The sequence below is a fragment of the Paracoccus sp. R12_2 genome, from assembly GCF_017744015.1.
Classification (GTDB): Bacteria; Pseudomonadota; Alphaproteobacteria; order Rhodobacterales; family Rhodobacteraceae; genus Paracoccus.
On sequence record NZ_JAGHRA010000007.1, the window covers coordinates 132,724 to 159,710 of the forward strand.

The 26,987-nt window shown below is 64.4% G+C and carries 29 protein-coding genes; 12 read left to right on the forward strand and 17 right to left on the reverse strand.

Annotated features, from left to right (window positions below; all coding sequences use genetic code 11):
- The first annotated feature begins 103 nt into the window (after nt 1–103).
- The 9 genes from ffh (at nt 104) to rpmE (ending at nt 5,530) form a co-directional block, all read left to right on the forward strand.
- Nucleotides 104–1,600, forward strand: a complete 1,497-nt coding sequence (ffh, locus tag J7359_RS10570; protein ID WP_209056605.1) for a signal recognition particle protein — start codon at nt 104–106, stop codon at nt 1,598–1,600.
- Nucleotides 1,601–1,603: 3 nt separating this feature from the next.
- A complete protein-coding gene (locus J7359_RS10575; protein ID WP_209056606.1) occupies nt 1,604–2,140 on the forward strand; it encodes a GNAT family N-acetyltransferase in 537 nt (178 codons plus the stop codon).
- Complete coding sequence (locus tag J7359_RS10580) at nt 2,137–2,685, forward strand: GNAT family N-acetyltransferase (RefSeq protein WP_209056607.1); 549 nt, start codon at nt 2,137–2,139, stop codon at nt 2,683–2,685. Before J7359_RS10575 ends, J7359_RS10580 begins: the two co-directional genes overlap by 4 nt.
- A complete protein-coding gene (locus tag J7359_RS10585) occupies nt 2,682–2,990 on the forward strand; it encodes a chorismate mutase (protein ID WP_209056608.1) in 309 nt (102 codons plus the stop codon). The genes J7359_RS10580 and J7359_RS10585 overlap by 4 nt, the downstream gene beginning before the upstream one ends.
- A 38-nt stretch (nt 2,991–3,028) precedes the next feature.
- The gene (gene rpsP / locus J7359_RS10590) at nt 3,029–3,391 is read left to right on the forward strand and encodes a 30S ribosomal protein S16 (protein WP_209056609.1); all 363 of its coding nucleotides are present in this window, start codon (nt 3,029–3,031) and stop codon (nt 3,389–3,391) included.
- A gap of 159 nt (nt 3,392–3,550) precedes the next feature.
- The gene (gene rimM / locus J7359_RS10595; protein ID WP_209056610.1) at nt 3,551–4,051 is read left to right on the forward strand and encodes a ribosome maturation factor RimM; all 501 of its coding nucleotides are present in this window, start codon (nt 3,551–3,553) and stop codon (nt 4,049–4,051) included.
- Complete coding sequence (trmD, locus tag J7359_RS10600) at nt 4,048–4,917, forward strand: tRNA (guanosine(37)-N1)-methyltransferase TrmD (protein WP_209056611.1); 870 nt, start codon at nt 4,048–4,050, stop codon at nt 4,915–4,917. The genes rimM and trmD overlap by 4 nt, the downstream gene beginning before the upstream one ends.
- A gap of 2 nt (nt 4,918–4,919) precedes the next feature.
- Nucleotides 4,920–5,297, forward strand: a complete 378-nt coding sequence (gene rplS / locus J7359_RS10605; protein ID WP_209056612.1) for a 50S ribosomal protein L19 — start codon at nt 4,920–4,922, stop codon at nt 5,295–5,297.
- 11 nt (nt 5,298–5,308) lie between these two features.
- A complete protein-coding gene (gene rpmE / locus J7359_RS10610; RefSeq protein ID WP_209056613.1) occupies nt 5,309–5,530 on the forward strand; it encodes a 50S ribosomal protein L31 in 222 nt (73 codons plus the stop codon).
- A gap of 62 nt (nt 5,531–5,592) precedes the next feature.
- On the opposite strand, the gene J7359_RS10615 is transcribed toward rpmE, so the two are convergent.
- From J7359_RS10615 to J7359_RS10670, 12 genes are all read right to left on the reverse strand, one after another.
- Nucleotides 5,593–6,516, reverse strand: coding sequence for an acyltransferase family protein (locus J7359_RS10615; protein ID WP_209056614.1), 924 nt, complete (start codon nt 6,514–6,516; stop codon nt 5,593–5,595).
- 87 nt (nt 6,517–6,603) lie between these two features.
- Entirely contained in the window at nt 6,604–8,562 is a 1,959-nt protein-coding gene (locus J7359_RS10620) for a protein meaA (RefSeq protein ID WP_209056615.1), read from the reverse strand.
- 191 nt (nt 8,563–8,753) lie between these two features.
- Complete coding sequence (doeB, locus tag J7359_RS10625; protein ID WP_209056616.1) at nt 8,754–9,743, reverse strand: N(2)-acetyl-L-2,4-diaminobutanoate deacetylase DoeB; 990 nt, start codon at nt 9,741–9,743, stop codon at nt 8,754–8,756.
- On the reverse strand, nt 9,740–10,936 hold the full coding sequence (gene doeA, locus J7359_RS10630; protein WP_209056617.1) for an ectoine hydrolase DoeA: 1,197 nt from the start codon (nt 10,934–10,936) through the stop codon (nt 9,740–9,742). Before doeA ends, doeB begins: the two co-directional genes overlap by 4 nt.
- A complete protein-coding gene (eutC, locus tag J7359_RS10635; protein ID WP_209056618.1) occupies nt 10,937–11,908 on the reverse strand; it encodes an ectoine utilization protein EutC in 972 nt (323 codons plus the stop codon). It lies immediately after the preceding gene.
- Nucleotides 11,905–12,861 carry a hydroxyectoine utilization dehydratase EutB gene (gene eutB / locus J7359_RS10640; RefSeq protein ID WP_209056619.1) on the reverse strand — a complete coding sequence of 319 codons (957 nt, stop codon included), beginning with the start codon at nt 12,859–12,861 and terminating at the stop codon, nt 11,905–11,907. Before eutB ends, eutC begins: the two co-directional genes overlap by 4 nt.
- The gene (locus tag J7359_RS10645) at nt 12,855–13,559 is read right to left on the reverse strand and encodes an ectoine utilization protein EutA (protein ID WP_209056620.1); all 705 of its coding nucleotides are present in this window, start codon (nt 13,557–13,559) and stop codon (nt 12,855–12,857) included. Before J7359_RS10645 ends, eutB begins: the two co-directional genes overlap by 7 nt.
- Nucleotides 13,560–13,577: 18 nt before the next feature.
- Nucleotides 13,578–14,021 carry a universal stress protein gene (locus tag J7359_RS10650; RefSeq protein ID WP_209056621.1) on the reverse strand — a complete coding sequence of 148 codons (444 nt, stop codon included), beginning with the start codon at nt 14,019–14,021 and terminating at the stop codon, nt 13,578–13,580.
- A 9-nt stretch (nt 14,022–14,030) separates the two neighbouring features.
- The gene (locus J7359_RS10655) at nt 14,031–15,317 is read right to left on the reverse strand and encodes a TRAP transporter large permease (RefSeq protein WP_209056669.1); all 1,287 of its coding nucleotides are present in this window, start codon (nt 15,315–15,317) and stop codon (nt 14,031–14,033) included.
- Nucleotides 15,318–15,323: 6 nt separating this feature from the next.
- Entirely contained in the window at nt 15,324–15,977 is a 654-nt protein-coding gene (locus J7359_RS10660; RefSeq protein WP_209056622.1) for a TRAP transporter small permease, read from the reverse strand.
- A gap of 140 nt (nt 15,978–16,117) precedes the next feature.
- Nucleotides 16,118–17,137 carry a TRAP transporter substrate-binding protein DctP gene (gene dctP, locus J7359_RS10665; protein ID WP_209056623.1) on the reverse strand — a complete coding sequence of 340 codons (1,020 nt, stop codon included), beginning with the start codon at nt 17,135–17,137 and terminating at the stop codon, nt 16,118–16,120.
- 159 nt (nt 17,138–17,296) lie between these two features.
- A complete protein-coding gene (locus tag J7359_RS10670) occupies nt 17,297–18,697 on the reverse strand; it encodes a PLP-dependent aminotransferase family protein (protein WP_209056624.1) in 1,401 nt (466 codons plus the stop codon).
- Between the two features lie 72 nt (nt 18,698–18,769).
- On the opposite strand from J7359_RS10670, the gene J7359_RS10675 reads away from it, so the two are divergent.
- From J7359_RS10675 to J7359_RS10685, 3 genes are all read left to right on the forward strand, one after another.
- Nucleotides 18,770–19,249 (forward strand): Lrp/AsnC family transcriptional regulator, encoded by a 480-nt coding sequence (locus J7359_RS10675; protein WP_209056625.1) that lies wholly within the window; start codon nt 18,770–18,772, stop codon nt 19,247–19,249.
- A 151-nt stretch (nt 19,250–19,400) separates the two neighbouring features.
- Nucleotides 19,401–20,861 (forward strand): NAD-dependent succinate-semialdehyde dehydrogenase, encoded by a 1,461-nt coding sequence (locus J7359_RS10680; protein ID WP_209056626.1) that lies wholly within the window; start codon nt 19,401–19,403, stop codon nt 20,859–20,861.
- An 11-nt stretch (nt 20,862–20,872) separates the two neighbouring features.
- Nucleotides 20,873–22,243, forward strand: coding sequence for an aspartate aminotransferase family protein (locus J7359_RS10685; RefSeq protein WP_209056627.1), 1,371 nt, complete (start codon nt 20,873–20,875; stop codon nt 22,241–22,243).
- Nucleotides 22,244–22,298: 55 nt separating this feature from the next.
- On the opposite strand, the gene J7359_RS10690 is transcribed toward J7359_RS10685, so the two are convergent.
- From J7359_RS10690 to J7359_RS10710, 5 genes are read right to left on the reverse strand one after another with little or no spacing between them, the layout of a single operon-like run.
- On the reverse strand, nt 22,299–22,853 hold the full coding sequence (locus tag J7359_RS10690; protein WP_209056628.1) for a nucleotidyltransferase family protein: 555 nt from the start codon (nt 22,851–22,853) through the stop codon (nt 22,299–22,301).
- Entirely contained in the window at nt 22,850–23,674 is an 825-nt protein-coding gene (locus J7359_RS10695) for an XdhC family protein (RefSeq protein WP_209056629.1), read from the reverse strand. Before J7359_RS10695 ends, J7359_RS10690 begins: the two co-directional genes overlap by 4 nt.
- Entirely contained in the window at nt 23,671–24,285 is a 615-nt protein-coding gene (locus J7359_RS10700) for a hypothetical protein (protein WP_209056630.1), read from the reverse strand. Before J7359_RS10700 ends, J7359_RS10695 begins: the two co-directional genes overlap by 4 nt.
- A complete protein-coding gene (locus J7359_RS10705) occupies nt 24,282–26,519 on the reverse strand; it encodes a molybdopterin cofactor-binding domain-containing protein (protein ID WP_209056631.1) in 2,238 nt (745 codons plus the stop codon). Before J7359_RS10705 ends, J7359_RS10700 begins: the two co-directional genes overlap by 4 nt.
- Nucleotides 26,519–26,977 carry a (2Fe-2S)-binding protein gene (locus tag J7359_RS10710; protein ID WP_209056632.1) on the reverse strand — a complete coding sequence of 153 codons (459 nt, stop codon included), beginning with the start codon at nt 26,975–26,977 and terminating at the stop codon, nt 26,519–26,521. The genes J7359_RS10705 and J7359_RS10710 overlap by 1 nt, the downstream gene beginning before the upstream one ends.
- Between the last annotated feature and the right edge of the window lie 10 nt (nt 26,978–26,987).

Below are 26,987 nucleotides of genomic sequence, written 5' to 3' on the forward strand. Positions count from 1 at the left end.
CGGAAGGACACCCCTTCCGGTCCCCGTATGCTGCGGGGATCGCCCCCCGTCAGCGCGTTGCGCCCACGGGGGCGAAACTGCTTTGGACCTCAGGAGGCCCGCGATGTTCGAGAATCTGTCCGACCGGCTTGGCGGCGTCTTCGACCGGCTGACCAAGCAGGGTGCGCTGTCCGAGGATGACGTCACCGCCGCCATGCGCGAGGTACGCGTCGCCCTGCTGGAGGCCGACGTCTCGTTGCCGGTGGCACGCAGCTTCGTCAAATCGGTGACGTCCAAGGCGACCGGCGCGGCGGTCACGAAATCGGTCACGCCGGGCCAGCAGGTCGTCAAGATCGTTCATGACGAACTGATCAAGGTTCTGCAGGGCGACGAAGAGCCCGAGGCCCTGCGCATCGACAACCCGCCCGCGCCGATCCTGATGGTCGGCCTGCAGGGTTCGGGCAAGACCACCACGACGGCAAAGCTGGCCAAGCGCCTGAAGGATCGGGAAAAGAGACGCGTCCTGATGGCCTCGCTGGACACGAACCGTCCGGCGGCCATGGAACAGTTGGCCATCCTGGGCCAGCAGATCGGCGTCGATACCCTGCCGATCGTGCCGGGCCAGACCGCGACCCAGATCGCGCAGCGCGCCAAGCAGCAGGCCAGTCTTGGCGGCTACGACGTCTACATGCTGGACACCGCCGGCCGTCTGCATATCGACCAGGTCCTGATGGACGAGGTTCAGGCGGTCCGCGACATCGCCAACCCGCGCGAGACGCTGCTGGTCGTCGATGGCCTGACGGGTCAGGACGCGGTGAATGTCGCGACTGAATTCGACGGCAAGGTCGGCGTTTCGGGCGTCGTGCTGACCCGGATGGACGGCGACGGGCGCGGCGGTGCCGCCCTGTCGATGCGCGCCGTGACCGGCAAGCCGATCCGCTTTGTCGGTCTGGGCGAGAAGATGGATGCGCTGGAAGGTTTTGACGCACAGCGAATCGCCGGTCGCATCCTTGGCATGGGCGATATCGTCGCGCTGGTCGAAAAGGCCCAGGAAGTGCTGGAGGTCGAGCAGGCCGAGCGCATGATGAAGCGGTTCCAGAAGGGTCTGTTCAACATGAACGACCTGAAGGGCCAGCTGGAACAGATGCAGAAGATGGGCGGGATGCAGTCCATCATGGGCATGATGCCGGGCATGCAGAAAATGGCCAAACAGGCCGAGGCCGCGGGCATGGACGACAGCGCCATTCGCCGCCAGGTCGCGCTGATCAATTCCATGACCAAGAAGGAACGCGCCAATCCCGCGATCCTGCAGGCCAGCCGCAAGAAACGCATCGCCGCCGGAGCCGGCATGGATGTGGCCGAACTGAACCGGCTGCTGAAGATGCAGCGGCAGATGGCCGACACGATGAAGAAGCTGGGAAAAATGGGCAAGGGTGGCATGCTGAAGCAGGCCATGCGCGCGATGACCGGCAAGGGCGGCGGCCTGCCTGACATGGACAACATGGACCCGTCGAAGATGGCCGAGGCGACCAAGATGCTGCAGGACCCCAAGGGGCTGGGCGGCGATCTGTCCAAGGCCGGGCTGCCCGGTGGCCTGTCGGGCATGTTCGGCAAGAAATAATCCATGACGACGACCGCCCCCCTTTCGGCTGACGCGCCGGTGCTGAAGACTCAGCGCCTGATCCTGCGCGTGCCAGAGGCGGGGGATCTTGCGGCATATGCGGCCTTCCTGGCCGACGCCGATGCATCACGCTTCTACGGCGGGCCGATGCGGCGGGATCAGGCCTATGGCGTGCTGTGCCGCGATATCGGCCACTGGCATCTGCGCGGCTTCGGCAAGTTCGCGATCATCCTTGACGGCAAGACCTTGGGCGGCTGCGGCATCGTTCATCCCGAAGGCTGGCCAAGCCATGAACTGACCTGGTGGCTGCTGCCCGAAGCGCGCGGCACCGGAATTGCGCAAGAGGCGTCGGCAGCGGTCCTGTCCTGGGCACGCGACAGCCTTGGCTTGACCGAGGTCGAGACGCATTTTCGCGACGACAACATCGCCGCTTGCCGCCTGACGGAAAAGCTGGGCGGACGCAAGCTGCGTCGCGCAAAGTTTCCCGATGGTGCCGCGCGCGATGTCTATGGCATCTCGACGCTGGGGGCCGCGCGATGATCCTGCTGTCACCGACACCCATCCTGACCACCCGGCGACTGACGCTGCGCGCGCCCATGGGCAGCGACTGGCCCGCGTGGCGCGATTTCGCGGCCAGCGACAGGTCGCGCTTTATCCGCCCCAAGGACAGCAACGATGCCACGGCGTGGCGCGCGTTCGGGCACGTGATCGGCCATTGGGCGATGCGCGGCTGGGGCATGTTCGTCTTCTGCCTGCAGGGCGATGACACGCCGCTTGGCATGGCCGGACCTTGGTTCCCCGAGGGCTGGCCCGAACGCGAGATCGGCTGGACCGTCTGGTCGCCCATGGCCGAGGGCAAGGGCTATGCGTTCGAGGCCGCCCGCGCCGCGCGGGCGCACGCCCATGGCGCACTGGGATGGGATGGGGCCGTCAGCTATATCGCGCCCGACAATCGCCGTTCCATCGCGCTTGCCGAACGCCTTGGCGCGACCCGCGACGATGCCGCGCCCGTACCGCACCCGGACGAACCCTGCCTTGTCTATCGCCATCCTTCCCCAGCCCCAAGCCAAGGAAGCGCAGCATGACCGATCCCGCGATCCGTGCGGCAAACCTGCTGAAGGAACACCGCGCCAGCATCGACCGGCTGGACGCGATCCTTGTCTATACCTTGGCCGAAAGGTTCAAGCACACCCAATCCGTCGGCCGCCTCAAGGCCGACCACGACCTTCCTCCGTCCGATCCCACGCGCGAAGCGCAACAGATCGAGCGGCTGGAACGCCTCGCGCGCGAGGCCGATCTGGACCCGGAATTCGCGCGCAAATTCCTGAATTTCGTGATCGCCGAAGTGATCCGGCATCACGAGCAACATCAATCGCAGGCTGGGGCCTGAAGCCCCGCCAAATCAGCCATTTCAAAGGAGAAACTAGAATGGCCGTCAAGATCCGTCTCGCCCGTGGTGGTTCCAAGAAGCGCCCCCACTATGCCATCGTCGCCGCCGACACGCGCATGCCGCGCGACGGCCGCTTCCTGGAAAAGCTGGGCACCTACAACCCGCTGCTGCCCAAAGACAGCGAAGACCGCATCAAGATGGATGTGGAACGCGTGCAGCACTGGCTGGCGCAGGGCGCCCAGCCCACTGACCGCATCGCGCGCTTCCTGGAAGCCGCCGGCGTGCGCGACAAGGCCGAGCGCAAGAACATGAAGAAGGCCGAGCCGGGCGACAAGGCCAAGAAGCGGGCCGAGGAAAAGGCCGCGAAAGCCGCCGCCCCGGCCGAAGAAGCGGCTGAATAGCCCTGTCTCGTGCTCTGAAGCTTGCCGCCGTTGCCGCGCTCCTGCTCGGCAGCGGCCTGATCGTGCAGTGCTGGCGCATCAACGACCAAATCGACATCTGCCTCGATGACTCCGCCGTTCTGTCATACGATCCTGACGATCCAAGATGTGAGGAATGGTTTGACCGATGATCGCATTTGCGTCGGCGCGATTGCCGGGGCCTTCGGGGTCAAGGGCGAGGTGCGGCTGAAAAGCTTCTGCGCCGAACCTTCGGACATCGCGGGCTACGGCCCGCTGACGACCGAGGATGGCAAGCGCAGCTTTACCGTGAAGCTGACGCGCCCGGTCACCGGGGGGCTTGGCGCGCGCCTGTCGGGCGTGGCCACGCGCGAAGATGCCGAAGCGCTGAAGGGCACCACGCTGTGGGCCCCGCGCGCCGCCCTGCCCTCGCTGCCCGATGATGAATTCTACCATGCCGACCTGATCGGTCTGGAGGTCGTCGATACCGGCGGGCAGGTTCTGGGCCGCGTTCGCGCAATCTTCGATCACGGCGCGGGCGACATCCTTGAGGTTGTGGGCGGCCGTGACACGTTGCTGCTGCCCTTCACCCGTGCGGTCGTGCCGACCGTGGACCTGACCGCCCGACGGATCGTCGCCGATCCCCCGGAAAGCGACGAATGACGGACGCTGCGAAGTCCCACGGCCGCCTGTCGATCCGGCCCAGCCTGCGGCCACGCGACCTGATGGCCGAGCCGCAGGTCGCAGGTGTCTGGACCGCCAGCGTCATCACCCTGTTCCCCGAGGCGTTTCCCGGCATTCTCGGCCTGTCGCTGACAGGCCGGGCATTGTCTCAGGGACTGTGGAACCTGCGCACGGTGCCCTTGCGCGAATTCGGCGTCGGCAGGCACCGGAATGTAGACGACACCCCCGCCGGCGGCGGCGCGGGCATGGTGATCCGCGCGGATGTGATGGACGCCGCCCTGCGCGACGCCCGGCGGCACGCCGCTGGACCCGTCCTTTACATGTCCCCGCGCGGCAAACCCCTGACCCAGGCCCGCGCCCGCGCACTGGCCGACGGCCCCGGCGTGACCCTGATCTGCGGCCGTTTCGAAGGCGTGGATCAGCGCGTTCTGGACGCCCACGAGGTCGAGGAAATCAGCATCGGCGACTATGTCCTGACCGGCGGCGAGATCGCCGCTCAGGTCTTGATCGACGCGACGGTTCGCCTTATACCGCGCGTGCTGGGGAATCAGGACTCTCTGGCCGAGGAATCCTTTTCCATCGGCAATCGGGGCCTGCTCGAAGCTCCTCAGTACACGAAGCCCGCCCTGTGGGAAGGCCGCGAGATCCCGGATGTTCTTCTTTCGGGCAATCACGCGGCCATTCATGCTTGGCGGGAAACCGAGGCCGAAAGGCTGACCAAGGAACGCCGCCCCGACCTGTGGCGGGCATTTGCGGAAACGCAGATGGACCCGGCTAAGGACCGACAGCTCTCGGGCGCATCAGACCAATCGCGGAATCACCGCGAGCATGACAAGGAACCCTAGCGATGAATCTGATCGCAGAACTTGAAGCCGAGCAGATCGCCGAGCTTGGCAAGACCATTCCCGATTTCAAGGCCGGCGACACCGTTCGCGTCGGCTACAAGGTGACCGAAGGCACCCGGACCCGTGTGCAGGCCTATGAAGGCGTCTGCATCTCGCGCAAGGGCGGCAACGGCATCGCAGCCAGCTTTACCGTGCGCAAGATCAGCTTTGGTGAGGGCGTCGAGCGGGTCTTCCCGCTGTATTCGACGAACATCGATGCGATCGAGGTGGTGCGCCGCGGCAAGGTTCGCCGCGCCAAGCTGTACTATCTGCGCGATCGTCGCGGCAAGTCGGCCCGTATCGCCGAAAAAACCAACTACAAGCCCAAAGCCGGCGCCTGAGAGGTCCCCCGATGAAAAAAGGCATTCACCCCGAATATCACATGATCGACGTCAAGATGACCGACGGAACGGTCTATCAAACGCGCTCCAGCTGGGGCGCCGAAGGCGACACGCTGTCGCTGGACATCGATCCGACCACGCACCCTGCCTGGACCGGCGGCTCTTCGCGCCTGATGGACACCGGCGGTCGCGTGTCGAAGTTCAAGAACAAATACGCGGGCCTCGGCTTCTGATCCGCCCCACGGACGATACAGACGAAACGCCGCCCCCAAGGGCGGCGTTTTTCATTCTGGCGTCAGGTCAGCAACGCCAGCACCGGACGGCGCCGTTCGGACCCCAGCCACCATGCGACCCCTAGCGCGACAGCCGCCACCACCAGCGCCTTGACGTTTCCGGACAAGCCAAAGCGGCTGGCCGAAATCATGATCAGGATATGGCTGAAATAGACGAACGCCGCCATCGATGCGATGCGTTTGCCGTCCCAACCCCCACTGGCTTGGCGCGCGCCAAGAAACAGCAAAGGCGCCGCCAGATAGAGGCTGAACAGGGTATCAACCCCGAAACCACCACCCGCTATCCGGAACCAGACCATACTTTCGACAGCGACCAGGATCAGCGCCAATGCGGGCCATTGCCAGCGTATCCTGGGCAGGGGCTCGGCAAGCGCCAGAAGATACCCCGTCGCAAAGAAGGGAAAGATCACGAACAGCCCGTTGCGGTAATAGTCCAACGACATCGTGACACGTCCCGACAGAACCAGCCATTGCAGGATCAGCCCGGTCAAGGCGCAGCTTGCGGCGACCAGCGCCAGCGGCACTGCACCCGCCCGATGCAGCGCGGCCACCAGCAACGCGCCGATCAGCAGTCCCGGCAGAAACCACAGGTGAAAATAGCCGAACAGGACCGTCTGCAGGACATGCCCGACAGAGGTAAAGTCCGGCCCATAGATCGGCAGGTAGATGACCATCCACAGCGCATAGACCGAAAGGATCCTCAGGGCATAGGCGCGCGCACGGCCCGACCGAAGCGCGCCCAGGAAGAAGAATCCGGCGATCAGGGCGAAGACCGGCACGGCAAGGCGAAAGATCCCGTTCACCAGCACCTGTTGCGCCACCGCGCCGATCCCGTCCGGGAATCCCGTGTGCAGCGCGATCACGCAAAGCGCCAGCACAAGGCGCAAAGGGTCGATCGCGCTGTTTCGGTTCGTCATCTGGGTCATCCGACCTCCGCTGTCTATCCAACCGGATAAACAGCCGAGGCGGGCCAGGGTTCACCTCGCTAAAAGCTGTCGGTCAAATTCCGCCCATCAGGCCGCAGCGGCTCCCGGCTCGACCAGCGCCACGATGTCCATCATGATCGTGTTCAACTGGAAATCCTTTGGCGTGTAAACCCGCGTGACCCCCATCGCCAGCAAGCGTCGTGCATCTTCGTCGGGGATGATACCGCCGACGACAACCGGGGTCTTGCCCAGACCTGCCTCGCGCATTCGCGTCATCAGATCCTCGATCAGCGGAAGGTGGCTGCCCGACAGGATCGACAGCCCGACCACATGCGCTTCTTGTTCCTGCGCGCGGGCGACGATCTGTTCGGGGGTCAGGCGGATCCCCTCGTAGGTGATGTCCATGCCGCAATCGCGGGCCCGAAAGGCGATCTGTTCGGCACCGTTCGAATGGCCGTCAAGCCCTGGCTTGCCGACCACGAATTTCAGACGGCGCCCCAGCCGGGCGCTGACCGCATCGACCGCCTCGCGGATCTCTTCCAATCCCTCGGTCCGGTTCGACGGGCTGGCCGCGACGCCGGTAGGCCCGCGATACTCGCCATGCACCTCGCGCATCACGCCTGCCCATTCGCCGGTCGTCACCCCGGCCTTCGCCGCATCGATGGATGCAGGCATGACGTTGCGCCCCTGCTGCGCGGCCGTGCGCAACGCCTGCAGCGCCGCACGGACGGCCTGCTCGTCGCGATCCGCCTTCCAGGCGTTCAGCCGGTCGATCTGGTCCTGCTCGACCTCTGGATCGACGACCATGATGCCACCATCGCCTGCCGTCAGTGGCGAGGGTTCGCCCTGCTGCCAGCGGTTCACCCCAACCACGACCGTCTCGCCAGCCTCGACCCGGTTCAGCCGTTCGGCATTCGCCTCGACCAACCGCGATTTCATGTAGTCGATGGCGGCGATCGCGCCGCCCATCTCGTCCAGCAGGCGCAATTCATCGCGCGCGCCCTGTTTCAGTTCGCCGACCTTGGCCTCGATCGCCGGGTTGCCGTCGAACAGGTCGGCATATTCCAGAAGATCCGTCTCATAGGCCAGGATCTGTTGCATCCGCAGCGACCATTGCTGATCCCATGGGCGCGGCAACCCCAGCGCCTCGTTCCAGGCAGGCAACTGCACGGCCCTGGCTCGTGCGTTCTTGGACAATGTGACGGCCAGCATCTCCAGCAGGATGCGATAGACGTTGTTTTCGGGCTGCTGTTCGGTCAGGCCAAGGCTGTTGACCTGCACACCATAGCGAAAGCGGCGGAACTTCGGGTCTTCGATCCCGTACCGCTCGGCCGTGATCTCGTCCCACAATTCGGTAAAGGCGCGCATCTTGCACAACTCGGTCACGAAGCGGATGCCTGCGTTCACGAAAAAGCTGATCCTGCCAACCATGGCCGGGAAGTCGGCCTCGGGCACCTTGGTCTTCAGGTCGTCCAGCACGGCGATGGCGGTGGCCAGCGCGTAGGCCAGTTCCTGCTGCGGCGTCGCCCCGGCCTCTTGCAGGTGATAGGAACAGACATTCATCGGGTTCCATTTCGGCAGATGTTCGCGGGTATAGGCCGCGACATCCGTGATCATGGCAAGGCTAGGCTTGGGCGGGCAGATATAGGTGCCGCGCGACAGGTATTCCTTGATCAGGTCGTTCTGCACCGTGCCCTGCAGCCGGGCGATGTCGGCGCCCTGCTCCTCGGCGACAGCGATATACAGCGACAGAAGCCATGGCGCCGTCGCGTTGATCGTCATCGAGGTGTTCATCTGTTCCAGCGGGATCTGATCGAACAGCGCACGCATGTCCCCCAGGTGGCAGACCGGCACACCGACCTTGCCGACCTCGCCCCGGGCAAGGATATGGTCGCTGTCATAGCCGGTCTGGGTGGGCAGATCGAAGGCCACCGACAAGCCGGTCTGACCCTTGGCAAGATTGCCGCGATACAGCGCGTTCGATTTCTCGGCGGTCGAATGGCCCGCATAGGTGCGGAACAGCCAGGGTTTGTCCTTCTCGGCCATCGCAATTCCTTGGCAACAATATTTCAGTTGATACCCGGATACAGAAACAATGATGCGTCGTCAATTCGCCGCATCGCGGCAATACCACGGAAAAATGCTGCGACTGCGCCATTGCCGACGATGCAGGATGCACGAATCATTCGGCGGGCGACTGACATCGCCCGCCGAACACCGAAAGCCTGTGTCCTCGTTCAGAGCGTCGCGATGACCGCAACGCAGTCGCCGGACTGGATCAGCCCCGGAAAATGGCGCGCCGCGATGACTCCGTCGCGATTGGCCGTGACCTCGACCGGCGCGACGCCGGTCCGGTCGGGCGGCCAGATCTGCGCGATGGGCTGACCCGCCTTCACCTGATCGCCCAGATCGGCCAGAGGGTGCATCAGCCCATCGCGCGTGGCGAAATGGAAGCAATCACCATCCGGCATGTCCAGCATCACGCTGTCTTCCGGGCATTCGATCCGACCGGACAGAATCCCGGCGTGGCGAAGCACGTTTCTTGCGCCCCGGATCGCGATCTCGGCCGAACGCGCCGTCGCGGTGCCACCGCCGCCCAGCTCGGTCGTGACGAAGACCTTTCCCTGCGCCTCGACCGTGGTGTCGAACATGCCGACACTGTCGATTTCCAGCATCATCATCGTATAGGGCGCGCCGAACGCCCGAACCGCCTCGACGCATTTCGCCTGCTGGTCCTTGTCGTCCAGATAATGCGCGGCCGCATAGGGAAGGAAATCCAGCGTCTTGCCGCCGGAATGATAGTCCAGCACGATGTCCGACATCGGAACCAGCACATCGGCAAAGTAATGGGCGATCTTCTGGCTGACGGTGCCATCAGGCCGCCCCGGGAAGGCGCGGTTCAGGTTGACCTGATCGATCGGGCTGACCCGCGTTCCCGTGCGAAACGCGGGGTAGTTCATGTAGGGAACGATGATGACGCGACCGCTGACGTCCTGGGGCTGGATTTCCCATGACAGCGCCTGCAGCGCGATCGGACCTTCGTATTCATCGCCGTGATTGCCCCCCGTCAGAAGGGCGGTCGGCCCCTTGCCGTTGGCGATCACGGTGATCGGGATCATCACGCTGCCCCATGCGCTGTCGTTGCGCGAATAGGGCAGACGCAGAAAGCCGTGATGCTTGCCCTTGGCGTCAAGATCGACGGTCGGAGTGATCGGATTCACGCTCATTTCTTGACCAGCATGCGACGGGGAATGTTGCACAGCAGTTCCGGCTCGCGCTCGGTGATGACGATCGACTCGGTCGTCTCGTAGCCCCAGCCCTCCATCCACAGGCCGGTCATGAAATGGAACGTCATGCCGGGTTTCAGTTCGGTCTGGTCGCCGCGGCGAAGGGACATGGTGCGTTCGCCCCAGTCGGGCGGATAGGACAGGCCGATCGGATATCCGGTCCGGTTGTCCTTGACGATGCCGTAGCGGTCCAGAACCGTGAAGAAGGCGTTCGCGATATCCTCGCAGGTGTTGCCCGCGCGCGCGGCGGTCAGGCCCGCCTCCATCCCTTCCAGAACAGCCTTTTCGGCGTCCAGCATCTCTTGCGGCGGCGTGCCAAGGAAGATCGTGCGCGACAGCGGCACATGATAGCGCTGATAACATCCCGCGATCTCGAAGAAGGTGCCTTCGTCCACCTTCATCGGCTGATCATCCCAGGTCAGGTGCGGCGCCGCCGCATCGGGACCCGAGGGCAGCAACGGCACAATGGCCGGATAATCGCCGCCATGCTGCGACCATTCGTCGAAGCGCAGCCCCGCATCATAAATCTCGGCCACAAGGTCGCACTTACGCATGCCGACCTCGATCCGGTCGGCGATACGGCGATGCATCCGTTCCACGATCCGCGCCGCCTTGCGCATGTATTGCAGTTCCTTGGGCGTCTTGACCGCGCGCTGCCAGTTGACCAGCCCTGTGGCATCCAGAATCTGCGCCTCGGGCAGGCCATGGACCAGCCGCTCATGCGCCTTGGCGGAATACCAGTAATTGTCCATCTCGACGCCGATGAAACCGCGATGCCAGTTGCGGTCGGCAAGCTGGGCCCACAGGTAATCCATCGGATGCCGCTCGACCGACTGCACGTAATAATCGGGATAGCCGATGATATTGTCGTCCGGCATCCAGACCGTGCGCAGCGCGCCCTGCGCGTCCTGGCCACGCCCGAACCAGATCGGCGGACCGTCCGGGCCGACGATCACGCATTGGTGGACATAGAAGGACCAGCCGTCATAGCCGGTCAGCCAGGCCATGTTCGACGGGTCGGAAACGATCAGCAGGTCCAGACCAAGCTTGGCCATGCTGGCGCGCGTCTTGCGCAGGCGTTCCTCGTATTCTTCGGTCGAGAAACGCTCGGGTGTCCTTTGCAGTTCAGGCATTCATGTCTCGTGTGAAAACGCGGCAAGCGCGTGGGTGGCAATGGCGGTGTCCTGCACGCCGGTGCCCGTCAGATCGGCAATGGTGATCTGGTCGGGTGAGGTACGGCCGGAATGGCGGCCGGTGATGATGTCGCCCAGTTCGGGGATCGGATCGCTGTCGCTCAGCAGCCCGGCATCCAGCGCCGCGCGCAGCTCTCCCATCAGTCTGGTCTGGCTGACACGGTCGGCGACATACAGGGACGCGCGGTCAAGGCAGTGCGGATCCAGTTCGTTCTTGCCGGACTGATCGCTGCCCATGGCGGTGACGTGCTGGCCGGGGCGCAGCCATTCGGCGCGCAGGATCGGCTGGCTGGCGGGGGTCGTGGTTACGATGACGTCGGCGAAAGCCGCGGCCTTTTCGGGGTCGGCCTCGGCCCGAACCACCATGCCATGATCCCGCGTCATGTCAGCCGCCAGCGCCTCGGCTTTTTGCGGATCGCGCGCCCAGATCACCGCCTGCTGGATCGGCCGGACCAGGGCCAGCGCCTGCAACTGCATCCGGGCCTGCAAACCGGCGCCGAAGATCGCGGCACGGCTGGCATCGGCGCGCGACAGGTGCCTTGCGGCCACACCGCCGGCCGCCGCGGTTCGCACATCGGTCAGATAGCCGTTGTCCAGCAAGACGGCCTGCACGCGCCCCGTGTCGGTGGACAACACCACCATCAGCCCCGATGTCGACGGCAGCCCCTTGCCGGGATTGTCGAAGAAGCCGGGTGACAGCTTGACCGCAAAGCCCGGCAGCCCCGGCACATAGGCGGTCTTCACGTCCAGTTCGCCGTTCACGTCGGGCATGTGCATCGACAGGATCGGCGGCATCACGACGCCCCCCTTTGACAGGGTCGCGAATGCGTTCTCGATCACATCGATCGCGGTCGCGTCCAGATGGACGCGCTGGCGCAGCTGGTCTTCGGTGAGAATGCGGATATCGCTCATGCCTCTCCCCTGACGATGGCGGCGTGGCGGCCGGGATCAATATTCTGGCCCGACAGGATCAGCACCAGCGGGCCGTCTTCGGCGCGCAGCTTGCCCGCGATGATGGCACCGGCGCCGACTGCCGCCGCGCCTTCCACGGTTTCGCCGTCCTCCAGCGCCAGATGACGGACGCCTGCGGCAATCTCGGCTTCGGTCAGCAGGATGACCTGGTCCATCAGGTCGCGGCACATCGAAAAGGTCAGGCGATTTTTCAGGCCGACACCGCCGCCAAGGCTGTCTGCCAGGGTCTCAAGCTCTTCGACCTCGACCGGATGACCGGCCTTCAGACTGGCCGCCATCGCCGCACCGCGTTCCATGCTGATACCGATGATGCGAATATCAGGGCGCAGTCCCTTCACCGCCAGCGCCACACCGGCCAGCAGACCACCGCCCGACAAGGGGACCGCGATGGTCGCGGCGTCGGGGATCTGGTCGAGGATCTCCAGTCCCAAAGTCCCCTGCCCGGCGATCACATCGGGATGGTCGAATGGCGGGATCAGCGCGAACCCCTCGTCCCGGCGCAGACGCCGCGCCTCTTCAAAGGCTTCGTCCTGGCTGGCGCCGATCACGCGGGCCTCGGCCCCCAGCGCCTCGATCGCCTGCAGCTTGTTCCTGGGCACCAGCCGCGACACGCATATGACAGCGGGCAGACCCAACTGTCGCGCCGCATGCGCCAGCGCGCGACCGTGATTGCCCGTCGATGCGGTCGTGACACCCGCCACATGCCCCAGCCGCGCCGCCGCATTCGAGGCACCGCGCAGCTTGAAGGCGCCGGTTTCCTGCCGGTGTTCGCATTTCAGCCAGACCGGGCCGCCGGCCAATCGGGACAGGCTGGCCGACGCCTTGACCGGCGTGATGCGGATCATGTCGCGGATGCGTTCGGCCGCCGTGCCGACATCTTCCAGTGTTACCATGTGCGCACCTGAAACAGTTTGCCCGGCCCGGCAGCGGGAATGCGTGCGACATCCAGCATCGACCAGAACAGCGCGAGGTTGGAACTGACCACCGGCTTGCCAAGCGCCTTCTCGATCCGCTCGATCACCGATACGGCGGGCAGCGCGGTGCAGGACATGAACAGGGCCTGCGCATCCGGGTGATCGGATTCCAGCGCGAAATCGACAATCTCGTCGCCTGACAGCAACGCCATGTCACGGTCGTCGGCATGGCCCATCGATTGCCGCGACACGACGCCCAGCCCGTTCGCCTCGAAGTGATCGCCGACCAGATCGGTGGTTTCGCGCAGATAGGGCGTCATCAGGGCGATCCGGTCGACCCCCAGCGCCTTGAAGCCGCGCAAGGCGGCGGCGACCGGCGTGCTGATCGGGGCGCGGTCGCCGATGGCGGTCTGCACCCCGTCGCCAAGCACTGCCGAGGCCGAGGTGCAGCCGAAGCCGATCCCTTTCAGTTCGACGCCGGGCACAAGCAGATCGGATGCCGCCTTCAGATGCGGCCCGGTCTTCTTCAGATTCTCGGCGGTGGTGGGATTGTCGAACGCGATCCGTGTCACGTGCAGGCGGCAGTCCTGCGGCAGCAGCCGCAGGGCGTCACCCTCGATCGTCAGATCGGTGGCAAGGGCAATCAGCCCAAAACGATTCAGATTGTCGCGCCACATACAGGATGCCGCCTCTCCTTACACGACCAGAACCGGACATTCCGCAAGGCCCGTGACCTTGTGGCTGACTGATCCCAGCAGATACCCTTCGGTTGATCCAAGCCCGCGCGAGCCCAGCACGATCAGATCGCATTCCTTGTCATGCGCCATCGCGACGATGGTCCGCGCCGGCTGACCGGCCTTGATGAAGGCGCTGACCTTGGCAACCCCCGCATCCTTCGCATGGCTTTTCGCATAATCGGCCGCGTCACGCGCGGTCTGGCGCATGGTCTCGTCCAGATTGCCGCCGGGATCCATGCTGCCGCGCACCATCGATAACGACGCCTCGAGCATCGAGTGATGGCGATAGACGGTCAGGATGATCACATGCGCGTCACACAGCTTCGCCAGTTCGGTCGCCTTCGTAAGCGCCCGTTCGGCCCCGCTGGACCCGTCATAGGGGACAAGGATCCTCTCGAACATAACGGCCTCTTACTTGTTGAAGGCAAGGTCACGCAGGAACAGCGCGATCTGCGGGAAGAAGATCAGCAGCACCGCCGTTGTCAGAAGCATGATGATGAAGGGCGGCGTGCCCTTGACCACTTCGACATAGGGCCGCTTGAAGACCGCGATGGCAGTGAAGATGTCACAGCCGAACGGTGGCGTCGCGCTGCCGATGGCAACCTGCAGGGTGATGATGGTGCCGACCAGCACCGGGTCCAGTCCGACCGATTGCACCACCGGCGCAAAGATCGGAACAAAGATCAGGATCACGACGATCGGGTCCACGAACATGCAGCCGACGAAGAACGCGATCGAGATGGTGAACAGGACGCCATACTGGCCCATCTCGTCGATGCCGATGCTGCCAAGGATATGCTGCGGGATCTGCGCGAAGCTGATCACATAGCTGAAGGCCGCACCCGCACCGACCAGGATGAACACCACGGCGGTGATCAGGCCCGTCGATTTTGCGGTCGAATAAAGCTGCTTCAGCCCCATTTCGCGGAAGACGACCATCTCGAGAAACAGCGCATACAGCACACAGGCCGCTGCCGCCTCGGTCGGCGAGAAGATCCCGCCATAGATGCCGCCGATGATGATCGCCGGGAAACCCAGCGGCCACAGCGCCCGCAAGACCGCCTGCCTACGCTCGGCCCAGGTCGATTTGGGTAACGTGGGAACATTGTTCCGCAAGGCGTAGAAATAACTGTAGATCGAGAACATCACCAGGATCAGAAGCCCCGGCCCGATCCCCGCGATGAACAGTTCGGAAATCGAGGTGCCCGACACGACGCCATAGATGATCATGCCGATCGAGGGCGGGATCAGGAAGGCGATGTCGGATGAATTCACGATCAGCGCAAGGATGAAGCTGTCGTTGTATCCGGCCTTCAGCATGCGGGGCCGCAATGGACCGCCGACCGCGACAACCGTCGCCTGCGTCGAACCGGACACCGCACCGAACATGGTGCAGGCCCCGGCCGTTGCAATCGCAAGCCCGCCCTTAAAATGACCGACGAACGACATGACCAGATCGATCAGGCGCGTCGCGGACTGCCCGCGCGTCATGATGTCGGCGGCGAAAATGAACATCGGCACGGCGATCAGGCTGGCGGGTCGGATACCGCCAAGGATCTGCTGCACCATCGTATCCAGCTGGCCGAAGCCGCCGAACAGTCCCACGAACCCGATCAGCGACCCCGCGATCAGCGGGATCATCATCGGAAAGCCCAACAGCAGAAGGACGATCATGGTGCCGAAAATCATCCACGTCATCATGGCTCAGACCTCCTCTTCCGCACTGTCGTCATAGCCTTCAAGGGTACTGGTCGACAGCCAGATATCCTTGTCGATCAGGTTCTTGATGGCGGTCAGCCCGTATTGCAGCCCGGTCAGGAAAAACCCAAGCGGCGCCCAGACGATGATCCACCATTGCGGGATCTGCAGCGCCGGCAACAACCGCCCGCGCGACGCCTGGGAGAGCAAATAATCAACGGAATACCAGGTCAGCAGAAACATCGCAGCCGATGTCACGACGGCGATGACGATCATCATCGTCTTGCGCATCCTGAACGGCATCGCATCGAAAAATGCCGACATACGGATATGCCGGCCATGGCGCGCTGCGTAGGAAATGCCGGCGAAGGTGATCAGGATAATCAGGGCGCGATTCAATTCCTCGGAAAAGAACAGGCTTTCGCCGAAGACATAGCGCCCGACGACATTGGCCATGGTGTTCAGCGCCATCAGCAGCACGCCAATCGCCAGCAGGACGGCCTCGATCCGGGCGATCCCGACATCGATCACCCCCAACAGTCCCGGAAGACCGGATACATATTTGGAATCGTCGATGTCGTCTTCGTCAACGGCCGCCACTTCGGCCGCCGCGATCACGTCCGGATCGGGTTTCGGGGCATGCTTGTCGTCAAGAGTCATGGCCGCTGTCCCTTGTGCTGGGCGATAAAGGGCTGCTGTCAGGATCCGGCCGGCCGTCTGGCGGCCGGACCCCATCGCGTCACATCGTCAGGCGGCCGTGACCAGGCACGATCGCTGACCCAATCAGGGTCCGGCTTGGCTTACCCTTCGGAACCGCCCGCTGCGGCTTCGAGGTCGGCCTTCATCTGGTCCAGGATCTCCTGCGCCTGATCCCCACCGATCTCGAGATACTCGGCTTCGACCTCTTCTGCCGTGTCCTTGAACGGCGCGCGCTGTTCCTCGGTCAGTGAGGTGATGGTCATGGACGGCTTGGCCTCCATGATCTTTTCCAGCGAGGTTTCGGTCAGCCCGTCCTGATACTCGACGATATAGTCGAACGAGGCGTCGATGGCGTTCTGGACGACTTCCTTGTCCTCGTCGGACAGACCGTCAAAGAACTCCTTGTTGGCCATGACCGCGGTCGTGAAGTTGTTGTGGCCTGCACGCGTGATGTAGTCGGTCACCTCGTACATCTTTGTCGACTCGATGAAGAAGGCAGGGTTTTCCTGACCTTGAATGATGCCGGTCTGCAGCGCGCCATAGACCTCGCCCCAAGGCAGCGGCGTCGGCGTGGCGCCGAATGCCTGATAGCTTCCCACCAGCAGCGGGTTGGTCATGACCCGGAACTTCACCTCGTTCAGGTCTTCGGGGCTGGTCACCTCGTTGGTCGTGGTCATCATGACCTCGCCCTCGGGGAACATCGTCAGCAACTCCAGGCCCTGCTCCGCGTAGAGCGGCGGGAACAGTTCGTTGATCGCCTTCGAGGTGCGGAAGAACTCCACCAGCGTGTCCTGATCTTCAGGCAGCAGGTAGGGCACGAAGAACACCTGCGCCTCGGGGATCAGCGCGCCGGTAAAGCCGGGCGACTGGTCCACGAACTGCAGGATGCCCGACTGGGCCTGTTCCATGATATCCGCGGACTCGCCAAGCGTTCCGAACGGGAACAGCTGGATTTCGTGATCGGAATTGGCCTCGACCTCTTCCTTGAACTTCTGGGCGAACTTGCCCTGCACCTCTTCCATCGCCTCTTCAAAGGCGTAGCGCCAAGTGTCGGCCATCGCGCCACCCGCACCCAGAATGAGGGCGGCAAGGCTGGCGGCGGTGATTGTCTTGTAGGTCATGATACCTCCTGTTTGTGGGGCCTTGTGACGCGGCACGTCCTTGGCCTCCGGGTTTCAGGATTCGGGAGGTTGTCCCGATCTGTCTGACTCGCACAGTTCTGAGCAACCGCGTTGCAAGTCAATTCATATATTAAATCATGACAATTTTGCCCGAGGGTGTCAAACAGCCCCCTGTCCAAAGGCCCGCAGCGCACCGATTTCACCAGGCAGAATTGTCGCCAGAACATGCAGCGCATCCTCCAGTTCGCGCTGGCTGACGCCCCCCAGACACAACCGCAGCGCGGGTCGCCGGTCGATGACCGCAAAGCCCGAACCGGGGGCCAGCGCGATGCCCCGCGCCAGTGCCGCATGCAGCACAGCCTGTTCGTCTGTCCCTTCGGGCAGCGGCATCCAGCGATGCAGGCCATGGTTGAAGCCAAGGCTGGCACTGCCCAGAATGCGCTGCGCCATCCTGTTGCGGGCCAGCAACTCGGTCCGTTGGGCAATCAGGATCTGGCCCGCGACACCGCTGTCGATCCAGTCGGCGGCGATTTCGGCGACCATCGGCGTTGCCATCCATGCAACCGAAAGGTGACGATTCAATGCCCGCTCTGCCAACGATTCGGGCAGTGCGAGAAACCCCAGCCGCAGTCCCGGCGACAGGCATTTCGTCAGGCCGGTGAAATAGAAGCTGCGCTCGGGGGCAAAGCTTGCGACCGGCGGCGGCCGTCGCGGCGCGACCGGACCCAGCACGTCGCTTTCGATGATGATCAGCCCGCATTCGGCGGCGGCTGCGGCCAGCTCCTCGCGGCGTTCGCGATCGACGATGCGCGCCTCGGGGCCTCCGCCCGAGGGCAGCAGGAACACCGCACGCAACTTGCGACCCGGCATTCGCGCGGCAGCGATCAGCGCATCGGGCAGCATCCCGCGCGCATCACAGGCGATGCCGCGAAGACGCAGATTCAGGTGACGGATCGCGGGCTTCAGGGTGTGGCAGGTCACACTTTCCGTCGCGATCTCGTCGCCCGGCTGTGCGGCGCTCATCAGCGCGATCACAAGCGCCGGCGTGCAGCCGTTTGTCAGCAGGATGCGCTGCGCCGGCACCACGACGCCACATCTGGCAAGCCACGCGGCGGCGATGCCCGAATAGGCGGACAACCCCTGACGGGGACGAAACGACCAGATCGCGTGTTCGGGGGGGCGTTCGGCAAAACGCCGCATCGAATCCTGCCAGGCGCGGACGATCATCGGCAGCCGCACGGGCGTCATCATCGACAGATCGACGGGCCGCGCATCCACCCCTGCCCTGAACCATGGCACCTCAAGCGTTTCGCGGGGTCCGGATTTGACGAAGCTGCCGCGCCCCACCTCGCCCGAGATGAGATCGGCGCGAATCAGCTCCTCATATGCGCGGCTGACGGTCTGGACGGACACACCCAGTCGCCACGCCAGATCGCGATGCGGCGGCAGCCGGTCGCCCGGACGCAGGCTGCCCGCGTCGATGGCGGCGGCAATCCCTTGGGCCAGACTGCGATAGGCAGGCCGGGTGATATCCTCTCGTCTCAGCGGCCAATGCGACATACGCCCAGATTCGCCAAGCAACAGGCGCTTGTCCAGATTGACAATTCACGGCGCTGGGGAAAGAAGCGAATCATGAACCCTGTACGCCTTGACGATCGTGACATCGCCATCCTCGCGACGCTGTCGCGCGAAGGGCGCATTTCCAAGACTGAACTTGCCGCCCGCGTGAACCTGTCGCCGACACCTTGCTGGGAACGGATGAAGCGGCTGGAAAAGGCCGGGCTGATCGTCGGCTACCGGGCCGAGATCGACCTTTCGGGCCTGGGCCCGCATGTCCTTGTCTTCGTGACGGTCGAACTCGACAGCCACCGTGCCGAGAGCTTTCAGATCTTTGAACGCACCGTCGCACGGATGGACGAGATCACCGGTTGCTGGGCGATCGGCGGCGGCTACGACTATCTGATGCAGGTCGTTGCGGTCGATGTCGGGGCATTCCAGACGCTGATGGACGGATTGCTGGAAAGCCGCGCCGGGGTTCGCCGCTATTTCAGCTATATCGTCACCAAGCCGGTGAAGAACCTGCCGCCTGCCCTTGCCATTCTTGGTGTCTGACCCTTCGTCTTGCCCGGTTCGCGCGGTTGCCGGACAGAGAGAGTTCCAGAAAATTCGTGCATATCCAGCGGATTTCTCTGCCGGTCGCGCGTGGTTTGGTGAAATCCTCTGCCGGGCAGGATGCATCTAGGTCGCAACAAGGAGGTGCGCGATGCTAGACGATCTGTCTTCCCAACTGACCGACAAGATTACCGATCCCGGACTGCTGCCCGGCCGTGGCGATTTCGCAGGCGAAGGTCGGCTGGCGGTGCGCGACCCGGCGACCGGCGAACTGGTGGCGCAGGTTGCCATCAGCGACGCGACCGGCGCACGCGATGCCGTCGATGCCGCGCAGCAGGCATTCTGGCAGTGGTCCGCGATGCTGCCCCAACACCGTGCCCAGATCCTGCATCGCTGGCACGCGATGATTCTCGAGGCCAAGGAAGATCTGGCCCGGATCATGGTCGCAGAGCAGGGCAAGCCGATCAGCGAGGCCCGCGGCGAGATCGACTATGCCGCCAGTTTCGTGACCTTCTATGCCGAAGAGGCGCTGCGCCCGAATATCGAAGGCGTCACCAGCCACTTGCCCGATGCCGAGATGGAGCTGTGGCGCGAGCCTGTCGGGGTGGCCGCACTGGTCACGCCGTGGAACTTTCCCTGCGCGATGATCACCCGCAAGGCCGCCGCCGCGCTTGGCGCGGGCTGCACGGTGGTCATCCACCCGTCCGCGGAAACGCCGCTGTCGGCGCTGGCGCTGTCGGAACTGGCGCGCCGCGCGGGCTTTCCCGAAGGCGTCGTCAACACGGTGATCGGGGACGCCGCGACGATCGTCGGCGAATGGACGCGCGATGCCCGCGTGCGGGCGCTGTCCTTCACCGGCTCGACCGAGGTGGGGCGGCTTCTGTATCGCCAGTCCGCCGACACCGTGAAGCGACTGGTGATGGAACTGGGCGGCCATGCCCCCTTCATCGTCTTCAAGGGTGCCGATATCGATCGCGCCGTGACCGAAGCGGTCAAGGCGAAATTCGCGACCTCGGGTCAGGATTGCCTTGGCGCGAACCGCTTCTACATCCATCGCCCGATCTACGACGAGTTCTGCGCCAAGTTCACCGCGGCGGTCGAAAAACTGACCCTGGGCAACGGCATGCAGGATCCCGATATCGGGCCGCTGATCCATGACCGGCAGATCGACAAGCAGAATACCCATGTGCAGGATGCGCTGTCCAAGGGCGCGAAGCTGCTGTGCGGCGGCGGCGTGGACGAGGAAAAGGGGCCGCTGTTCTTCAAGCCGACCGTTCTGGCCGATGTCACCGACGAGGCTGCGATCATGTCCGAGGAAACCTTCGGCCCGGTCGCCGCGCTGAGCGTGTTCGACGACGAGGAAGAAGTCTTCGCCCGCGCGAATGCGACCGAATACGGGCTTGTGGCCTATGTCCACAGCCTTGATCCGCGCCGGATCTACCGCGCGACGCGGGCGCTGCAATATGGCATGGTGGCCGTGAACCGCACCAAGGTCACCGGCGCGCCGATCCCCTTCGGGGGCATGAAACAATCCGGGATCGGCCGCGAGGGCGCCCGGCAAGGCCTCGAGGCCTTTACCGAAATCAAGTATGTCTGCCGCGATTGGGGATGAAAGGAAAAAATATGCTGACGAATGACGAACTGGCGAAATGGGATCGCGAGAACTTTTTCCACCCCTCGACCAATCTGGGTCAGTTCGCGCGGGGCGATGCCCCGCAGCGGATCGTGACCGGCGGTGAGGGCGTCTTCATCACCGACCGCGACGGCAACAGGCTGCTGGACGGGTTCGCAGGGCTTTACTGTGTCAACGTGGGTTATGGCCGAAAGGAAATCGCCGAAGCCATCGCCGATCAGGCGCGCGAGCTATCCTATTACCACGCCTATGCGGGACATGGTTCGGAAGCCAACATCACCCTGTCCAAGATGGTCATGGACCGGGCGCCCGAAGGCATGGCGCGGGTCTATTTCGGCCTTGGCGGATCGGACGCGAACGAAACGAACGTCAAGCTGGTCTGGTATTACAACAACATCCTTGGCCGCCCCGAAAAGAAGAAGATCATCAGCCGCTGGCGCGGCTATCACGGATCGGGGCTGATGACCGGATCGCTGACCGGGCTGGAGCTGTTCCACAAGAAGTTCGACCTGCCGCTGAGCCAGGTGATCCATACCGAGGCGCCCTATTACTATCGCCGTCCGGACCTGAACATGTCCGAGGCCGATTTCGTCGCCCATTGCGTTCAGAAGCTGGAAGACCTGATTGCCGCCGAGGGCGCCGACACCATCGCAGCCTTCATCGGCGAGCCGGTCCTGGGTACCGGCGGCATCGTGCCGCCCCCCGCAGGTTACTGGCCGGCGATCCAGAAGGTGCTGGACAGGCATGACATCCTGCTGATCGCGGATGAGGTCGTGACCGGCTTTGGCCGTCTGGGCAGCATGTTCGGCAGCGATCACTACGGTATCAAGCCTGACCTGATCACCAGCGCCAAGGGCCTGACCAGCGCCTATGCGCCGCTGTCGGCCAGCATCGTCGGTCAGCGCATGTGGGACGTGCTGGTCAAGGGTTCGGACGAATACGGTGTCCTGGGCCACGGGTGGACCTATTCGGCCCATCCGATCGGCGCGGCGGCGGGAATCGCAAACCTGAAGCTGATCGACGATCTGGGTCTGGTGAAGAACGCCGGCGAAACCGGAAACTATTTCTGGCAGACCATGCGCGATCAGGTCGGCGGGCACGCCAATGTCGGCGAGGTTCGCGGCGAAGGCATGCTGTGCGCGGTCGAACTGGTCGCCGACAAGGACAAGCGTCAGTTCTTCGACGCTTCCGAAGGCAAGGGGGCCAAGGTCGTGGCGGCGATGCTGAAGCGCGGCGTCATCGCGCGGGCCATGCCGCAGGGCGACATTCTGGGCTTTGCCCCGCCGCTGTGCCTGTCAAGGGCCGAGGCGGATCAGATTGTGTCGGTCACGAAGGATTCGATCGCCGAGGTTCTGGGCTAGTTCGTCGCGGGATCATCGCATCCCCACGATCCGATCAACGCAAGGGGCGGCCTGTTCAGGTCGCCCCTTCTTCCTTGGCCAGATCATCCGGCGTGTCGATATCGACAAGACGCCCGGGCGCCGACACAAGCGCATCGGTCGGAAGGTCGCGGATCAGCTGTCCCGCGCCGCGATCGCCGGTCAGCCCGCACAGGCGGTCAAGCCAGCTTGACGGAAAACACGCGGGCGGCATCGGCCGACCATCGTCGCTGCTTGCGGCGGGACAGTCATCCGTGGTCGCGTCAAGGATACGGTCCAGATGACGACTGTCGATGAACGGCATGTCGGCCAACGTGATCAGCAGCCGATCGGGGCGCCGCAGTGCCGCCAGACCGGCGCGAAGACTGTCGGATTGCATGCCGGGCACGATCCGCAGGATCTTGAACCCGTCAAGATGCGGCACCAGGGCGGGGTTGGCGATCACGGCCAGACGCTGGTCCAGCGCCGTGTCTCGCATCGCCTGGGCGGCATATGCGATCAGGGGTTTGTCCCGCAGCGATGCCAGCAGCTTGTCGTCGGCACCGAAGCGGCGCGAAGCCCCGGCGGCCAGCAACAGCCCGGCGCGGATCATCCGAATTCCTGTTCATAGGCGGCAAGAATTTCGGTAAGAACCGACGCGGCCAGCAGTTTCGGTTCGCGCACGGGTGCGACGACCCCGATCGGCCCACGCAGCCGGACCAGTTGCGCCTCGGTCAGCCCCGCCTCTCGCAATGCTGCAAGACGGGCAAGCTGGGCGCGGCGCGATCCCAGCGCACCGACATAGAATGCAGCTGATTGCAGTGCCGCCTTCAAGGGGGCCAGTTCGCGGTCATGATCGTGAAACAGGGTGACCACGGCCGTATGCTGATCGACCGGCACCGCCTGCGCGCCAAGATGACAGTCCAGTCCCAGGCCGCGCAGCATTCCTGCCAATGCCTCAGCCTCGTCGCCATTGCCGTGGATATGCACGGCGCAGGGGGGCGGAAGGGTCAGATGAAAGCCCGAATCCCGCGGCCCGTGCCGACCTGAGGGGTCGCGGGCTGCGCGCCCGGTCGTCAGATCCACGGTCCATTGACCGGTCGTGCGGACGCGTCGGTCGTTCATGACATCATTCAACCAGTCGGGGTCGGGATTGCGGATCAAAGCGATTTCGACCGTGCCGCCACAGGGCAAGGGCAGGTCGACCGGCCCGCCGACCCCATAGATCAACCGCTTGACCGGATCGGGACCTTCAAGATGGGCGGCGATGTCGGCATCGATGCACCCCGCCCCCAGACGGCCGATACGGCTGCCGTCCGGCCACAGCGCCATCACCGCGCCGGGGCGACGCGGAAACCCGCCTTCGGCCCGGATCAGCAAGGCAAGCGCGCCACCCGGCCGCACCGCTAGCGCAACGAATGGGTCGGTGATCATCCCGGACATGGTTGCCCCGCTGCGCCCCATTTCAGGACGTCGTCAATATGGGATTGCAGGTCACCGGGCGCGGGCTGACGCCCGCCTCCCGGCGCGAACCCCCAGGCAACAAAACCACCATGCGCGGCATCGTCGCGAAGATGTTCGGCCAGCTGGATCCAGTCGCGGCCGCCATTGCGGGCGGGATCCGACATCTGCGCGCAGATCTGGGCACTGCTTTGGCCGAACCAGATCATCTCGACCGGCGCCAACTGCCAGTCGATCATCGCGGCGGGCGCGTCGTTCGGCCCGTTTGCCGGCGCGGACGAGGTGACGTGGCAGGTGGTGCAGGGCAGTGTCTCGGCCCCGATCCGGCTGTCGCCCGCGTCGATATTCATGCCGTGCGGCCCGGTCTGCGGATATTCGGGGCCGGACCACATCGGGACATTGTCCGCACCGACATGGCAATTCGCGCATCTGGGATGCGAGACCACGGCATGAACACGATCCCACGCGGCCAGCCCGTCCTCGCGGATGACCGACCCTTCCTGGGGCGGTGCCACGACGGATGACATGACCTCGGCCCCGGCGGGGTGAACAAGCAATAACAGGACAAGCGCGGCGCGGATCATACGAAACGAACTTTCCGGGACAATGGCAGTTCCCGGATGCGCTGCCCGGTGGCCGCGAAAATCGCGTTGGCCAAGGCCGGCGCGGCAGGCGGCACACCGGGTTCGCCCAGCCCACGCAGCGGGCCGTTTTCCAGAAGACGGACTGTGATTTCGGGTGCCTGATGCAGGCGCATCGCCTGATACTCGTGAAAGTTCGTTTGTTCGGGCACATGATCGCGGTAGGTCAGTTCGCAGTTCATCGCGTGACCCAGACCGAACAGCATCCCGCCGGACAGCTGCGCCTGGGCGTTCACCGGATCAAGGACCGTGCCGATATCGGCGACCGCGAAAGCACGCGTGATCCGCATCCCCTTCGCTGTGTCCGCCACGTCGACGACCTGGGCGCAAGGCACCCCGAAGGACAGGCAGAACGCGACCCCTCTGCCGCGTCCCTGCCCTGCCGCGCGGCCCGTCCATCCCGAGATTTCGCGCAACTCGTTCAGCACTCGGCGTGACACATCGTGACTACACAGGTCGATCATGCCCTGCAGCGGATCAAGATCGGCAGCCGCGAAAAGTTCGTCCAGAAAGCACCCATGCAGAAACCCGTTGCCGGATGCCCCGACCGAGCGCCAGCTGCTGACCGGAAACACCTCATCCGCGCGATGGCCGGTGACGCGATAGTTCGGGATCGCCAAGGGCTGATCGCCTGCACCAGCCGTGATCGTTGCGTCAGGTCCCGGCAGGGCGCGCCAGACGCGACCGAACCACGATGCCGTGACGGAAGGCGTGGCGATGGCCAGATCAAGCGCCACGATCTGCCCATTCGCGACCCGCCCCCGGCCACGCGCGATCTGCGCCGGGCGCGGCTGATCATGGGCGAAATCCTCCTCGCGCGACCAGATCATCTTCACCGGACGGCCAGGCACCGATTGCGCGATCTGAACCGCTTGCAGGATGAAATCAAGTTCCAGCCGCCGGCCGAAACTGCCGCCGATCATCTGGTTGTGAACCTGGATGCTGTCTTCGCCAAGCCCGGTCAGCGCGGCCACCTTTGCGACGACGAAATCGGGGATCTGCGTGCCGGTCCAGATCTCGCACTGGCTGTCGGTGATGCGGACGGTGGCATTCATCGGCTCCAGGGGCGCGTGGGCAAGGAACGGAACACGGTACTCGGCCTCGATCACGGCTCCCGCCGCCAGGGCGTTCTCGACGTCACCGATTTCGCGGGGTCGGCTGTCGATCTGCGCCGTGTCCAGCGCCGCTGTCAGGCCGTCCCAGACCGCCTGCTGATCGCCGGGAAGATCTGGGAACGCCCAGTCGATGGTGATCGCCTGCAGTGCCTGCATGGCACGCCAGGTATTGTCGGCGACGACGGCAATCCCGTCCCTGATCGGGACGATCGAATGAACGCCGCGCATCCCCTTGGCAGCCGCCGCCTCGACCTTCGCGACGCTTGACCCCGCCGGCGCGGCCCTGACCGATGCATAAAGCATCCCGTCAAAAGCAAGATCGATGCCGTATCGCTGGGTGCCGGTAGATTTCGCCACGATATCGGCCCGCTGGACGGGCTTGCCCAGTATCCGCCATTGAGAGGGTGCGCGCAGCACGACATCCTGCACCGGCACGATGGACGCCGCTTCGGCGGCCAGTTCGGTATAGGGAATGCGCTGGCCATCGGGCAGGATGACATTGCCGTCGCCGGTGCGAAGATCCGCGCGGGACAGACCTTCGCGCATCGCCGCGGCCTGTTTCAGTGTCTCGCGCGCGACTGCGCCTGCGCTCCGCAGTTTCTCGAACCCGTCCGGCACGGATGATGAACCGCCGGTGATCTGCAGCCCCAGCAGGCGCGCCGGCACGTCCGACCCGGCCCGGAGCGTCTGCGCAAGCCAGCCGGTATCAGTCGGATCGATGGGCAGATTTTCCTGCAGCAGCGCGGTGTTGTAGTAGGTCTTGCTGACGGGACCGGGCTCGATGCGCGCGCCGGCCGGGTCGATATCCAGTTCCTCGGCAATCAGCGCGGCCTGGATCCAGCGCGCGCCCTGACCCTTGTCCGCGCGCGGCGCGATCAGCGTGATGCCCGATGCGTCGATCAGGACATAAGGGTTCAACGCATCGGTGCCGGGCGACAGGCCCTTCGCGAAAGGATCGGGCAGCGGGCGGGTATAGCGCCACGCACCGAATGCCACACCGCCCGCGATCGCGACCGATCCGACCAGAAAGCCGCGTCGCGCGATGCGTCCCGCCCGCGACATCAGCCTGTCGCCAGACGGCGCGCGGCATCGTGGATCGCAGCGCGGATGCGGGGATAGGTGGCACAGCGGCAAAGATTGGCCGACATGATGCGGTCGATCTGCGCGTCATCAGGTTCGCCCTGCAGGGCCAGCATCGCGGCGGCGGACATGATCTGGCCCGATTGGCAGTAACCGCATTGCGCGACCTGATGATCTATCCAGGCCTGCTGGACCGGGTGCGGCGCATCGGGCGTGCCGAGACCTTCGATGGTGGTGACCTCGCCGCCGACATCCGCCAGCGCGATCTGGCACGACCGGACCGCCACGCCATCGATATGGACCGTGCACGCTCCGCATTGGGCAATGCCGCAGCCATATTTCGTGCCCGTCAGCCCCAGGATATCGCGCAGCACCCAAAGCAGCGGCATCCCGGCTTCGGCGTCGATCTGGTGGCGTTGTCGGTTGACGGTCAGTTCCATGATCGCAAGC